Source organism: Pseudomonas sp. P65(2024), assembly GCF_057480955.1.
The window spans coordinates 119,137-133,433 of sequence record NZ_JBLIYX010000013.1 but is presented as its reverse complement, the minus strand read 5'-3'; the positions used below and the strand labels follow the sequence as shown (position 1 = coordinate 133,433).

Annotated in this window: 9 protein-coding genes; 2 read left to right on the top strand and 7 right to left on the bottom strand. The window is 67.8% G+C overall.

Annotation, left to right across the window (positions count from 1 at the left end):
* Window positions 1-127: 127 nt before the first annotated feature.
* The 7 genes from AC25MA_RS18050 to AC25MA_RS18020 all read right to left on the bottom strand — a co-directional run bounded on the left by AC25MA_RS18050 (window position 128) and on the right by AC25MA_RS18020 (window position 8,416).
* Window positions 128-1,111 (bottom strand): fatty acid desaturase family protein, encoded by a 984-nt coding sequence (locus tag AC25MA_RS18050; RefSeq protein WP_486972264.1) that lies wholly within the window; start codon window positions 1,109-1,111, stop codon window positions 128-130.
* Between the two features lie 19 nt (window positions 1,112-1,130).
* Entirely contained in the window at window positions 1,131-2,198 is a 1,068-nt protein-coding gene (locus AC25MA_RS18045; protein WP_486972263.1) for a GNAT family N-acetyltransferase, read from the bottom strand.
* Window positions 2,199-2,618: 420 nt separating this feature from the next.
* Window positions 2,619-3,902, bottom strand: coding sequence for a histidine decarboxylase (locus tag AC25MA_RS18040; protein ID WP_486972262.1), 1,284 nt, complete (start codon window positions 3,900-3,902; stop codon window positions 2,619-2,621).
* Between the two features lie 80 nt (window positions 3,903-3,982).
* Window positions 3,983-4,765: a 2,3-dihydro-2,3-dihydroxybenzoate dehydrogenase gene (gene dhbA / locus AC25MA_RS18035; RefSeq protein ID WP_356948732.1), complete on the bottom strand. Its 783-nt coding sequence runs from the start codon at window positions 4,763-4,765 to the stop codon at window positions 3,983-3,985.
* Window positions 4,732-5,598, bottom strand: coding sequence for an isochorismatase (locus AC25MA_RS18030; RefSeq protein ID WP_182324330.1), 867 nt, complete (start codon window positions 5,596-5,598; stop codon window positions 4,732-4,734). Before AC25MA_RS18030 ends, dhbA begins: the two co-directional genes overlap by 34 nt.
* Before the next feature lie 17 nt (window positions 5,599-5,615).
* The gene (locus tag AC25MA_RS18025) at window positions 5,616-7,217 is read right to left on the bottom strand and encodes a (2,3-dihydroxybenzoyl)adenylate synthase (RefSeq protein ID WP_096050133.1); all 1,602 of its coding nucleotides are present in this window, start codon (window positions 7,215-7,217) and stop codon (window positions 5,616-5,618) included.
* Between the two features lie 26 nt (window positions 7,218-7,243).
* Window positions 7,244-8,416: an isochorismate synthase gene (locus AC25MA_RS18020; protein WP_069017583.1), complete on the bottom strand. Its 1,173-nt coding sequence runs from the start codon at window positions 8,414-8,416 to the stop codon at window positions 7,244-7,246.
* A 129-nt stretch (window positions 8,417-8,545) separates the two neighbouring features.
* On the opposite strand from AC25MA_RS18020, the gene AC25MA_RS18015 reads away from it, so the two are divergent.
* A complete protein-coding gene (locus tag AC25MA_RS18015) occupies window positions 8,546-12,832 on the top strand; it encodes an amino acid adenylation domain-containing protein (protein WP_486972261.1) in 4,287 nt (1,428 codons plus the stop codon).
* 61 nt (window positions 12,833-12,893) lie between these two features.
* The gene (basC, locus tag AC25MA_RS18010) at window positions 12,894-14,213 is read left to right on the top strand and encodes a putative histamine N-monooxygenase (protein ID WP_486971045.1); all 1,320 of its coding nucleotides are present in this window, start codon (window positions 12,894-12,896) and stop codon (window positions 14,211-14,213) included.
* Window positions 14,214-14,297 lie beyond the last annotated feature (84 nt).

Genomic DNA, 14,297 nt, shown 5'->3' with positions numbered 1-14,297 from the left:
CGGCTATGGCGACAATAGTCAGAGCGCCGCCCGGCTCGGCTTCACCTGCCAGTATTGTGAGACGAGTGCGGGTGTCTATTGTCGTCCGAGGGCAACCCATCGAGCACCGCCACCTCCCCGCCGCCCCTCAACCCCGCTGATCGAAGAAATGCCCCATCAGCTGCAACAACGGCCGGCGCCGGTTCTTCACCGCGAACGCCCACTCATGGGTCTGCGACGGCGCATGGCCGACCTCATGTTCGCTCAGCAGCTTCTGCACCTGGGCCAACCGGTACCACGGCACCGAGGGGAAGGCGTGGTGGACGATGTGCAGGTTGAAGTTGAGGATCACATAGCGCGACCACAGCGGCAGGTCCTTGCAGTCGTGGGACACCCCATCCTGCTCCCAGAACTGCAGGCGGTCGGCGTCCCTTGGCAGCAACGGCGCCTCGGCGTGGTGGGGCAGGTTGAGCAGCTCGACCATGAAGAACAGGAACACCCACGTGATCCCGTAGAACAGCACCAGGTCCAGCAGGTGCCCAAGGCTCCAGGCCAGCACGGCCGCCGCCAGGTAACCGGCCAGGTACAGGCGGGCGAAGCGGATCTCCTTGAGAATCCTCGGCGAACTGTCGCCCTTGGCCCGGGCAATGAACGGCGCGCGCCAGTTGAGCAGGAAATGGTTGGCGGCGATCATCGGGATCCAGTGCTTCCAGACGAACTCCAGGGTGCGCTCCTGTTTTTTCGTCATCACCGAGAAGCGCTCGATCATGCCGCGGTTCTCCGGGTCGTTCACCGGGTGCGCGGTCCAGGTGTGGTGAGCCATGTGGAAGCGCCGGCGGACCAGGAACGGCAAGGCGATCAGCCAGCCATCGCAGTGGCCGATGAAATCGTTGAGCCGGCGGTTGGCCGAGGCGGCGCCGTGGGTCGCCTCGTGCATGATCAGGTAGAGCTGCGCGGTGGCAAGGCCTGCCAGCGCCAAGCCCAGCAACTGCAAGGCGGTGGAGTCGGCGAGCCACAGGTTCCAGGCCACCGCCAACAACAGCAGGTCGGCGACCCAGAGCATCACGGTCCAGGGTTCCCGGGCGCCGTCGGGGATCTGTTTTCTTACACTAAGCCATTGGTCCTTGGTCACTTGCAAAAACTCCGATCGGTTAGCTGGCGGCCCGGGAAGCCGGGTCGGCGGGAAGGCTGCAAAGGTTGTTGGCCAGGTGCGCGTAGGCCAGGTCGAATCGGGCGATGTCGTCGTCGAAGCCGTGGCTGCGCGGGGGCACGGCGAAGTCCTGGAACACCAGCTGGATGCAGTCGTAGCGCACGCCGTTCTCCAGGTGCCAGGCCGGCAGGTAGGCGGTGATGGCAAAACCCAGGCGGCGCAGGCTGGCCAGCAGCTCCAGCTTGTCTGCCAGGATCACCAGGCTGACGTACTCCGCCTGCGCATGTTGGCGCAGCAGCGCGCCCAGCTCCGCCAGCACAGCTTGGCTTGACAGGTAGCGACCGCACTGGCCCGACAGCATCAGCGCGCCGACCTGGGGATCGTGGGTGTAGCTGAGCTGGCCATGGCGTTCGGCGCCGGTGGGACCGCTCAGAAAGGTGTCCGGGTAGCTGCCGGGAGTGACGCCGAGCCGCAGGGCGGGGTAAAGCAGGCGGCGGACGAATTCGGCGGCGCGGGCGGTCACGTACCAGGGCGCCACATGGACAAAGCCGGCCTGGAGCACCGGCTGGATGGCGGTCAGGTGATATTCGCGCAGGCCGTCGACCGTGTCCGGGCCGCCGTCATGCCCCACCAGCACGGCGGGGCGGATCTTGTTCATGACGCTGTGGCTTGCGATGTTGCGGGTGATGTAGAAGCCCAGCTCCATGGGTTCGGGCCGGTGGGTCTCGAAACCGAGGCGGATCAGGCTGGAGATGGCGCCGGTCCTGCGTGCATCGGGGTGGATCACCCCGTGGCAGACTTCCCACGAGCGGTTCCAGGGGCGGCGGGCGATGCAGCAGCATCCGAGCAGTTGGCCCTGGGCCTGGGCGACAAACCACTGCTGCTGCCCGCTGCGCAGCGAGTGACGGATATAGTCCGGGCTTTGGCAAGGGTGGGTGGTCTGCCCATAGACCTGCTGGAACAGCGCGGCGAGGGCTTCGATATCGGCGGGGCTGGCCGGGCGACAGCGCAGTGTTTCGGTTTCCAGCAACGGCGCAACGGCCGTTTGCGGCGAACGGGTCGCAGTCATGACGCACCTTTTGTCTTTATTGAAGGCGAACGAAGGCAGTGACCGCCCAGGGCAGGTCACGGGCACGTGGCGGGGCTGGGGTCAGTGACGGAAATGTCGTCGCAGGTCGGCGCGGCTGGGTGATGTGTGTGAAGGGTGAGGCGAGAGTGCGTCATCCGTGAGCATGGCCATCATGCGACTCCTGTACATGGCGGGTTCTTGTCCAAGGCCAGCGCAACTCCTTGGCGCTGCCAGGAAACGGACTATAGAGTCACGCGATGGGCCGTCAAACGGCCATAGGCAGGAGACTGCAACGTGTTGTGCGGTCAAGGTGCCGAGGGGGCGGGCAGGCCCGCCCCTGTTTTTCGGTACGCCAGGTCCCGGAGCAACACGCTGTAGGAACAGGCTTACATGTAAATGGCTGTAAAGACGACTCGGTGTTCAGATATCGCTGCCCTTGAGGCGGGCAAGGCCGCTGTCACGTGCGAGTCTGGGATGGCCCGGCAGCGGCTCCGGCCGAGGATGTCCTGCCGTGCTGTAGACCCGGGTACGACTGCCCAGGCCCTCCACCAGGGGCGCCTGCAGCGGGTATCGGGGGCGGGCCTTGAGGTCGGCGATCAGCTCGTCGAGCAGCGCGTCGATCTGCGTGCTGTCCTGGTGGTGGGCGGTGGTGATCAGGTGCGCGGTGTCGCCCGAGGTGGCCAGGCAATGGCGTTTCCACACGCTGGCCGAGGGGCAGGGGAACACCACGGTGATCGAGTTGGGGTTGCGCCAGGCCTCGATGCCGGCCGCCCGCAGCCGGTCCACCGCATGTTGGGCCAGGTCCAGGCAGCGCTGGATGCGTGCGCGCCAGTCCTCCCGCGACCGGCTGCACAATGCGGCCCACATCATCAGTGGCGTGTGGCCGTTGCGCGAGCCGCTGATGGTCTGGTCGCGGGCACTGATGTAGTCGATTTCCACCGAAATGCGCTCGACGTTGTGGCGCCAGGCCACGACGATGCCGCAGGGCATCGGCGAGCCGATCATCTTGTGCCCGGAGACGCAGATCGAGTCGATGCCGTCGGCGAACGAGTAGGGCTCGGGGGTATCGACGAAGGGCAGGATCATGCCGCTGAGGGCCGCGTCGGCATGCAGGTAGTAGTCCTCGCGGCGGATGCCGGCCTGGGCCAGGCGCTGCTGAATGGTGGCGATGTTGTCGGTGGCGCCGCGCAGGGTGGTGCCGATATTGGCGAAGATGATCGGGTGGCGTTCACCGTCGGCGGTGATTCGCGCGACCAGGTCGTCGTAGTCCATTTCGCCGTTGGCCTGGGATTCCACCACCTGGGCCTTGATGCGCAGCAGGCGGACGATCTTGGCCACCGAGTAGTGGGTGTCCTTGGAGTAGTAGAGGGTGGCGTCGGGAAACAGCTCGCGGGCCAGGTAGCAGCCGAACATGTTGCCTTCGGTGCCGCCGTTGGTGACATAGCCCCAGCTGTCCTCGAATGGGATGCGGAACAACTCGGCGAAGAAGCGCATTACCTCGCGCTCGAAGTCGAAGGAGTTGAGCAGGTAGTTGCTGGGCTCGTTCCAGTCGCCGCAGTTGTTGATGGAAAAGCGCATGAAACGGTGCAGCAGGCTGTAGTCGAAGTCGGCCGACTCGGGGTAGCCGACATTGAAGTACTGGTGGGTAAGGCAGTACTGCCAGAAGGCCTCGAGACGCTTGTGGTCGGCGGGTGAGAATGTCATGTCCAGCTCCATGGTGCGCGCTCGGCCGGCCAGGGCCGAGCGCGGTGCGGGTGAAAGTCCTTGTCAGTGCCGCATCAGGCTCAGGCGGCCAGGGTGGCGCCGCCGTCGACCACGATATCCTGCAGGGTCACGTGCCCGGCCTGCTCCGAGGCCAGGAACAGCACTACATTGGCGATGTCGTCGGGCGTGGCGATCTTGCCCAGCGGCACGCCGAGCTTGTACTGCCCGGGCAGGCCGTCGACCAGCTGGCGTTCGCCCGCCGGGTCGCCGAGCATGCCGGCGAGCATCGGCGTGCGCGTCGAGCCTGGAGAAACCACGTTGCAGCGCACGCCGTAGGGCGCCAGCTCCAGGCCCACGCAGTGGCTCAGGCTGACCAGTGCGGCCTTGGAGGTGCAGTAGGCGGCCATGTTCAGGCGCGGCACGTGGGCGGCGTTGGAGGCGACGTTGACGATGGCGCCGCGGCGCTGGCGGCGGAACACCGGGGTCCACTGGCGCATCAGGTAGAACGGCGCGCTCACGTTGACATCCAGGCAGCGCTGCCAGTCTTCGCAGGACACCTCGTCGCTGCGCCCCAGGCGCAGCACGCCGGCGACATTGACCAGCACGTCGAGGTACTGCGCCTGCTCCTTGAGGCGGTCGCAGACCCGTTGCACGTCGGCCGGATCGGTCAGGTCGACATGCAGCAGCGCGAAGGGCACGTCGGCCTCCTCGCAGTCCAGGCCGATGACCTCGGCGCCTTCCTCGAGAAACTGCTGCGCCACGCAGCGACCGATGCCGCTGGCGGCGCCGGTGACCAGCACGCGCCGGCCGGTGAAGCGGGCCATGGCCATCAGGCGGCCCCCCGCGCTTGCATTAGCGACCACCAGCCATCCAGGGTCGGCGCGTTGGCCAGTTCCTCGAAGCTGACGGCGATGCCGCGCTGCTTGAGCTCGGCGGCCAGCTTCATCACCTGCAGCGAGTCCAGGCCGTAGAAGATCAGGCTTTCCTGCGGGTCGAGGTCGCTGTCGTCCTCGATCATCTGGCGCACCCGGCCATGCAGCCAGTCGCGTGTGGTCTCGCCCGCGGGTTGGGTCAACAGGGCGGTGGTGTCGGTGACATGGCCGCAGCGGGTGGCGACGTACTTCAGGGCCAGGCGGTGCTCCTCCTCGGAGAAGTCGGCCACCGCATCGCCCACCAGGAACGCCTGGATATCGTTCATGAAGGCGTCGGCGGCGGTGATCATGCAGCCGATATGGGCGTACACGCCGCCGATCAGCAGCTGGTCGCGTTGCCAGGTGCGCATGCGCTCGAGCAGGTCGGAGCGCTGGAAGGCGCTGTAGCGCCACTTGGTCAGCACCGTGTCGCCCGGCTGCGGCGCCAGGGCGTCGATGATCGGTTGCTGCTCGGGGCTGGCCGCCGGCAGGCCCGGGCCCCACATGGCGTTGAGCAGGGCGCGGTCCTCGGGTGGCTGTTCATGGGGCTGGGCGGTGTAGACCACAGGGATGCCCTGCTCGCGGGCCCAGTGGATCAGCCGCGACAGGTTGTGCACCAGGGCGGTGAGCAGGGCGCCGTCGGGTTGGTAGAAGCGCAGGAAGTAGCGCTGCATGTCGTGGATCAGCAGCACGGCGCGGGCCGGGTCGGGTTGCCATTGGGTCTTGTTGGCCGGGTAGCTGGCCCGTTGCGGCATGGCATAGTCGTGGATGGTTGGAATGGTCATGTCGGGTCCTTGGACGGTCAGGCGGTCTGGGCGACGGCGAGCAGCGCGCGCAGTTGCTTCTTGTCGATCTTGCCCACCGCGGTCAGCGGCATGGCGTCGATCAGCCGGATCCGGTCCGGGAGCTTGTATTCGGCGATACCCAGGCCCATCAGGTGGCGGCGCAGGGCGATCGGCTTGAGCTGCGGGTTGCGCGAGACGATGAAGGCGCAGCTTTTCTCGCCGAGCAGTTCGTCGGGCAGCGCCACCAGGGCGGCATGGGTCACGTCCGGGTGCATGACGATCAGGTTCTCGATCTCCTCCGAGGCGACCTTCTCGCCGCCGCGGTTGATCTGGTCCTTGACCCGCCCGACTACCCGCAGGTTGCCATCGGCGCTGCGCTGGACGATGTCGCCGGAGTGGTAGAAGCCGTCCTGGTCGAACACCTGGGCGTTGTGCTCGGGGCTTTGGTAGTAGCCGCAGAAGGTGTAGGGGCCCCGGGTGGCGAGCATGCCTGGCTCGCCGTCGGCGACCGGCTGGCCCTGTTCGTCGAGGATGCGCACTTCGTCCAGCTCGCTGATCGGCCGGCCCTGGGTGGTGAACACCTGCTCGTCGCTATCGTCCAGGCGGGTGTAGTTGACCAGGCCCTCGGCCATGCCGAACACCTGTTGCAGGCGGCAGCCCAATACCTCGGGGACCTGGCGCGCCAGGGCCTCGGCGAAGCTCGCACCGCCGACCTGCAGCAGGCGCAGGCTGCGCAGCTTGGCCGCGTGCCCGGGGGCGGCCTGCAGCCACAGGGCCACGGCGCTGGGCACCAGGGCGGCCATGGTCACGGCGTGGCGTTCGATCAGGGCGAAGCAGTTGAGCGGCTCCGGGTTGGCCGCCATGACGATACAGCCGCCGGCGTGCAGCACGCCCAGGCCGCCGGGGGAGCTGAGGGTGTAGTTGTGCGCGGCGGGCAGGGCGCAGAGAAAGCGCGTGGCGCTGTCCAGGGCGCAGATCTGCGCGCTGGCCCGCACGCTGTAGGCGTAGTCGTTGTGGGTGCGCGGGATCAGCTTGGGGGTGCCGGTGCTGCCGCCGGACAGCTGGAACAGCGCCACTTCGCCGGCCGGGCTGGGCGCGTAGTGGGTGCCACGCACATCGGCGCTGGCGCTCCATTCTTCGAGGGCATCGAGCATCAACGTCAGCTTCGGACGCAGGCCTTCCTTGGCCAGGTCGTCGAGGAACGCGTCGTTGCGGAACACCTCATGCTCGGCCGAGGCAATCAGCAAGGCGGGGTGGATCTGCCGGGCGAAGGCGCCCAGCTCGTGCTGGCGGTGGCTGTAGAGCGCGTTGACCGGGGCGATGCCGGCCTTGAACAGGGCAAACAGCACGATGTAGAACTCGGCGACGTTGGGCAACTGCACCAGTGCCGTGTCGCCCTGGCCGAGGCCGTGGGCGGCCAGGCGCGAGGCAAGGTTGGAAGCGCGCCGGTCCAGTTCGCCGTAGCTGATGCAGCGTTCGCCGCAGAGGATCGCCGGGGCCTGTGGCTGCGCGGCGGCGCGCTCGATCAGCAGTTGGCTGAGCGGCTGGTCGTTCCAGTAGCCGGCGGCGCGATAGCGCTGCGCCCGGTCCGCGGGCCAGGGGGTGAATTCGATGGTCATGGGCATCTCGGAAAGCGGGTTTGAGGTCAATGGTCCAGGCCGCAGGCACGCAGCATGGTGCCGAGCTTGGTCTGCACTTCGTTCCATTCGGTATCGGGGCTGGAGGCCTCGACGATGCCGGCGCCGGCGAACAGGCGCACGCGCTGGCCGCTGAAGGTGCCGCAGCGGATGGTCACCACCCACTCGCCGTTGCCCTGGGCGTCGCACCACCCGACCATGCCGGTGAACAGGCCGCGCTCGAAGGGCTCGACGAAGCGGATCAGTTGCCGAGCCCGCTCGGTGGGGTAGCCGCACACGGCGGGAGTCGGGTGCAGCCGGCAGGCCAGTTGCAGGGCGTCGATATCGGCCGTGGCCAGTTCGCCCTCGATACGAGTGGACAGGTGCCACAGCGCGGCGGTGCTGATCAGCGACGGTCGCTCGGGGACCTGCAGGCGGCTGCACAGTTCGCCGACGCGCTGGGCGATGTCCTCGGTGACCAGGCGGTGCTCGTAGTGGTCCTTCTCCGACGTCGCCAGCCATTGTGCATTGGCGCGGTCGGCCTCGGGGTCGGCCATGCGCCGCACGGAGCCGGCCAGCGGGTTGCTGACGAAGGCCGTGCCTTGCTTGTGCACCAGCAGCTCCGGGCTCACCCCCAGCAGGGTGGCGCCGTTGGCCAGGGGCACGCGGAAGTGGTAGCCCTCACGGTTCAGCGCCTTGAGGTTGGCCTGCACCTGTGCCGGGTCCACGGGCGTGGCGAAGTGCAGTTCGCGCTGCACCGAGAGCACGGCCTTGCGCACATCGCTGTGCTGGAAGTTGACGATGGCATGGCGCACGGCGCGCTTGAAACCGTGTTCGTCGGGGATGTTGGCCTGGCTGAGCAGCGCCGGCAGCGCGCCGGCCTGGGCGGGCGCCGCGGTGCGTTGCTGCCAGGCATAGGCCTGGGGAACGTACAGACTGGATGCCTGAGTGGTGTCGAAGGGGATGGCGCCGACCACGATCGGGTTGTCCTGCCCGGCCTGGCGGGCGCGCTCGAAGGCCTGGTCGATGCTGCGCCGCAGCGCGCCGCCGGCCAGGTGGCTGCCGTGGGCCGGGGTGTCGATCCGCTCACGCAGGCCGCTGACGCTCAGCTCGCGGTCGCCGGATGTGAATGAAAAGCTCGAGTCCTCTTGGCTGAGCGGCACGGTGTCCCTGTCTTGCAAACGCAGGGTGCCTGTCTTCATGGGTAGCCTCCTTGGCCGATGGGTGAGAAAGAAAACCTTGAAATATAATCATTCTCGTTAGTAAATATGAGGACGCGAAACACATGGATTTGTCAACTACGCGGGTAAGCGATGAGAGAGTTAACTTCGATGCAGGCCGCCTGTTGGATCGGGCGGGATGCACATGCGGCACTGGGTGGCGTCAGCGCTCACCTGTATGCCGAGTTCGATGGCCAGGCCATCGATGTGGCGCGCCTTGAAGTCGCACTTGAGGGGCTGTACCGGGCACACCCGATGCTCAAGCTGCGCATCGACGGACAGGGACGGCAGAGCATCGACGAGACGCTGCGCCCCCAGCTGGAGCTGGAGGATTTCAGCGATCTGGACGGTCCAGCCGTGGAGCGACGCCTACTGGAGAGACGCCGCCAGTGGAGCCACCAGCGCCTGGACCTGAGTACTGGCCAGGGTGCGCGCTTCGGCCTGAGCCTGTTGCCGGGCAATGCCGCTCGGCTACACGTGGACACCGACATGATTGCGGTGGACCCGTCCAGCTTCCGGGTGCTGATGGAAGACCTGGCCCGGCTGTACGACACCCCTGAAACCGTGCTGCCGACCACGCCGAGCTACTTCGACTGGCTGGACCAGGTGCGTGCCGATGCCGACCTGCGCGACGCTCGCAGCCGCGACCGCGCCTGGTGGCGGGCACGCCTGGCGCAGATCGCCCCGGCGCCGACGTTGCCCTTGCTTGCCCCGGGCCCGGCGCGCAGCGAGCGCTTTGCCGCCCGGCTCGAACCCGAGCAGTACCGCGCCTTGCAACAGGCGGCGCGGGCGCAGCGGATCACTTCGTCGGCGTTGCTGCTCGGGCTGTTCGCCACCGCCCTGGGAGAGCACACCGGGGACCGCCGCCTGCGCCTGAACGTGCCGGTGTTCTGGCGCGAGCCGGTGCTGGAACCGGTGCAACGGATCGTCGGCGAGTTCGCCAACCTGGTGCTGGTCGATGTCGACTTCACCGGCGTCGCCAGCCTTGCCGCGCTGTGCCAGGACCTGCACCGGCAATTGGTCGAACGCCTGGCGCACAGCGCCTATCCAGGCGTGGACCTGATGCGCGACCTGTCGCGCCACCACGGCACGCCGCAACTGGCGCCGGTGGTGTTCACCGCAGGGCTGGACCTGCCCGGTGGCGAGCTGTTCTCCGAGCGCGTGGGCCGGGTGTTCGGGCCGATGGACTGGGTGATCTCCCAGGGTCCGCAGGTGGCGCTGGACGCGCAGGTGGCCCAGGTCGATGGCGGCCTGCTGGTCAACTGGGATGTGCGCCTGGACGCACTGCCGGCGGATTGGGTCCAGACACTGTTCGAGCGCTTCATTGCCCTGGCCGTCGCGGTGGCTGCCGACATGGGCGCGCTGCACCAGCCTTTGACGATCGCGGCCAGCCGGGATCGCCCTTTGAACGCCCTGCAGCAGGCCTACCTGCTGGGGCGTGGCGAGCATCTGCCGCTGGGCGGCGTGGCCATGCAGGAGTTTCGCGAATACCGCGGGCACATGGACCTGGCGCTGCTGCGCAGCCGCCTCACGGACATGGTGCGCCGCCACGACAGCTTGCGCACCCGCATCGACGCCCAGGCACTGACCCAGTCGTTGAGCGACCAGGTGCAGGTCAACCTGGAGGTGATCGACCTGCGCGCGTTGACGGGTGAGCAAGCCCAGGCGCAGCTCGAGGTCCGTCGCGAGGCCTATGCCCACGCGTTGTTCGACCTGGCTGGACCGCCCTGGAATGTCACCGCCTTCCAGCTGCCGCAGGGCGAGCTGGTGGTGTTCGTGCGCTTCGATGCGCTGATCCTCGATGGACGCGCCATCGCCACCCTGATGATCGAACTGTTCGACGGGCACTGCCAGCCGCTGACCGCCAGCGAGCCGACGGCGGCTGTCGACGACCAGAGCGAGGTGCGCAAGGCCGATACCGAGTATTGGAAGTCAAAGCTGGCCGAGGTCGATGGCGCGCCACGGCTACCGTGGCGCTGCGCCCTGGACAAGGTCGGCGTGGCCCGATACGCACGCCAGCGTCAAGTGATCCCGGCCCCGGCGTTCAAGGCATTGAGCCGCGCCGGCGCACGCGAGGGGTTGTTCAAGAACTCGACGATCATGGCCGTGGTACTGGAAGTGCTCGGCCACTGGCTCGACGAGGGCAGCCTGTGCGTGGCGGTGCCGGTGGCGCCGCCCCAGGACGGCGCGTTCGCCAACCGTTCCAGCTTCATCGCCCTCGACTGGCAACACAAACTGCCCACGTTCGCCGAGCGCGCCAAGCGCCTGCAGGCCGATGTGCTGGAGGGCCTGCAGCACCTGGCGTTTTCCGGCGTGGACCTGGCCCGCCTGCTGTACGACAGCAACGGCCCGGGCCCGGCATTGCCGGTAGTGTTGACCAATGGCCTGTCCTGGCCGGTGGGCGCGCTCGATGGTCCGATGACCTTGAGCGCGGGCCTGACCCAGACGCCCCAGGTGGCCATGGACATCCGTTTCTGCAACACCGCCAAGGGCGGCTTGGCGTTCGAGATCGACTATGCCCGCGAAGCGGTCGATGGCCGCTGGGTCGGGCAGCTGCTCGCAGCCTTTGGCCAGGCGGTGGCGCAACTGGCCGGGCAGGGCGCGTTCGAAGTCCAGGCACGGCAGTTCATCGACCTTGGCCACTACCGCCTCAACAGCAGCGAGGCGCAGGCCGCACCTGTCGATTTCCTCGGCCGCATCGCCAACAACCTGTTCGGCCCGGACAGCGGACGCATCGCCTTGCTGCACGGCGAGCGGCGGATCAGCTACGCCGAACTGGGCGAGGACGTCGCCCGCATCGCCCAGGCTTTCAAGGCCCGGGGCCTGCAGCCTGGCCAGGTGGTCGCGATCTGCCTGCCGCGCGGCCCCGAGCACAGCATGACGACCCTGGCCTGCGCCCTGAGCGGGCTGGTCTGGGTGCCGATCGACGCGGCGGCGCCCGAAGAGCGCCTGCGCTACCTGCTGGACAACTGCCAGCCGGCGCTGGTGGTCGACAGCGCCGCGCCACTGCTGGCGAGTCCGCCGGCCGCCCTGGACCTGACTGGCCTGGCGGCGTTGTCGGCCAGCACCGCGCCGGCCTACTACCTCTACACCTCCGGCACCACCGGCAAGCCCAAGTGCGTGGTGCTGAACAACCGCGCCACGGCCAACGTCATCGGCAGCACCCTGGCGCAGTGGCAGGTCAGCCGTGATGACGTGTTCATCTCGGTGACCCCGCTGCACCACGACATGTCGGTGTTCGACGTGTTCGGCAGCCTCTGCGCCGGGGCGGCGCTGGTGCTGCCCGAGCCCGGCGAGGAAAAGGACGCGCTGCGCTGGAACCAGCTGGTCAGGCGGCACGGCGTGAGCCTGTGGTGCTCGGTGCCGGCCATCCTCGAAATGCTCCTGGCCTGCCGCCAGGGCGATGGCTTGCGCAGCCTGCGCCTGCTGGCCCAGGGCGGCGACTACATCAAGCCGGCGGTGATCGCCGAATTGCGCGAGCTGTTGCCGGCGGCGCGGCTGGTGTCCCTGGGCGGGCCGACCGAGACCACCATCTGGAGCATCTGGCACGAGATCGGCGACCAGGACCGCGCCAGGGTGCCCTATGGACGCCCATTGCCGGGCAACCGCTACTGGCTGCTGGACGAACACGGCGAGCATTGCCCGCAGGGCGTCGCCGGGCGTATCCACACCAGTGGCGTGGGCCTGGCCCTGGGCTACCTGCAGGAAGGTGAGCTGGTGCAGAACGACTTCGTCAGCGTGCTCGACGAGCAGGGTACATCGGTACGGGCCTTCCGTACCGGCGATCGAGGTCGCTACCGCGAGGACGGGGTGCTGCTGTTCGACAGCCGGGTCAATGGCTATGTGAAGGTGCGCGGTGTGCGCGTATCGCTGCCGGACGTCGAGATCGAGCTGATCCGCCATCCGGCGGTGCAGCAGGTGCTGGTGGTGGACTATGGCGATACGCAACAGGGCGAGGCCTGCATCGGCGCCCTCTATGTGCGCCGCCACGACGCGCCACCCGGCGCCGTGGCGCTACGCGAGCATGCCCGGGCGTTGCTGGCGCAATCCCATGTGCCCACGCGCTTCGTCGAGGTAGCCGAGTTGCCGTTGACGGCCAATGGCAAGCCGGACCGCCGCCGCGCCCGCACGTTGCTGGAAGGCGAAACCGAGCAGCCGCCGGCAGCGACGCCCAGTGACCCGCAGCGTTGCGCCCAGGTGCTGGCGATCTACCAGCAGGTGCTCGGCGCCACGCAGCCGGCCCGGGACTTCCTCGCCATGGGCCTGCGGCCGCAGCACCTCAAGCCCCTGGCGGCACGACTGGGCGAAGCCTTCGCGGTGCGCTTGTCGCCCGCACAGTTGTTGGCGTGCCGCACGGTCGAAGACGTCGAGCGCCTGCTTGCCGCCACACCTGCCTGAATCAACCGCCCTGGGCCCGGCCCGGGGCGCCATCCGTAGTTTTTGGGAAATCATCGAGCATATGGACATAGCAACCGTAGACATCGCCGGCATCGGCATCGGACCGTTCAACCTGGGCTTGGCCGCGCTGCTGTCGCGCCACCCGGACCTGCGCTGCGCGTTCCTTGAGCGCAAGGCGGAATTTCGCTGGCACGAGGGCCTGCTGCTGCCGGGCACCACCTTGCAGGTGCCGTTCCTCGCGGATCTTGTGACCCTGGCCGACCCGTGCCACCCGTTGAGCTACCTCAACTACCTGCACCAGCACGACCGCTTGTTCCAGTTCTACTACTACGACCACTTCCAGGTGCCCCGGCGTGAATACGATCACTATTGCCGCTGGGCCGCGCGCCAGTTGCCGACCTGCCACTTCGGCGAAGAGGTCACCGGCGTGCGCTACGATGGCGGCAGCGAGCGCTTCGTCATCGACAGCGTGTCGGTGTCGGGCCTGGAGCGGCGCTACAGCAGCCGGGACCTGGCCATCGGCCTCGGCACCCGGCCGTGGCTGCCGGCCTGGGCGCGCACCCGCAGCCAGGCGCCGGTGCTGCACTCGGCGGAGTTCGGCAAGCGCCAGGGCGAACTGGAGCAGTGCCGGCGCGTGGTGGTGGTCGGCTCCGGGCAGAGCGCGGCGGAGTGCGTACTGGCCTTGTTCAATGCGTTGACGCCGGAGCAGGTGGAGGCGGGAGCTTCGATCCACTGGATCACCCGTTCAGGGGGCTTCCATCCCATGGAGTACTCCAAGCTCGGCCAGGAATGCTTCACCCCGGCCTATATGAACTACTTCCACACCCTCGACCGGGACAAGCGCCGCGAGATCGTGGCCGAGCAGGGCCTGCTGTACAAAGGCATCAGTTTCTCCACCATCGGCGCGATCTACGACCTGATCTACGAACGCTCCATCGGCGGGCGCGAACCGGGGCTGACGCTGCTGTCCAGCTGCGAGGTGGAGACGGTCGAGGACCTGGGGTCGGCGGGCTTGCGCATGACCTTCCGTCACCGCCAACTGGACCAGCGAGCGACCCTGGACACCGATGCGATCGTCGCGGCGACCGGCTATGCCCATGCCTGGCCGCAGTGGTTTGAGCAGCTCAAGGGCACGGTGCTGGCCACCGACGCGCACGGCGACTGCATCGTCGGCGAGGATTTCACCGCGCAGCGCTGCGATGGCGGCAGTGGCCGGGTGTTCGTGCAGAATGCGGAGATCTTCCAGCATGGCGTCGGCTCGCCGGACCTGGGGCTGGGGCCGGTGCGCAATGCGGTGATCCTCAACCAGTTGCTGGGCCGGGCGCAGTATCGGGTGCCGCAGCGGTCGTCGTTCCAGCGCTATGGGTTGCCGCAGGGTTGAACGATGGGGCTGCTTCGCAGCCCTGATTTAAATCGGACTGCGTGGGAGCGGGCTTGCCCCGCGATCACCGGCGAAGCCGGTGCT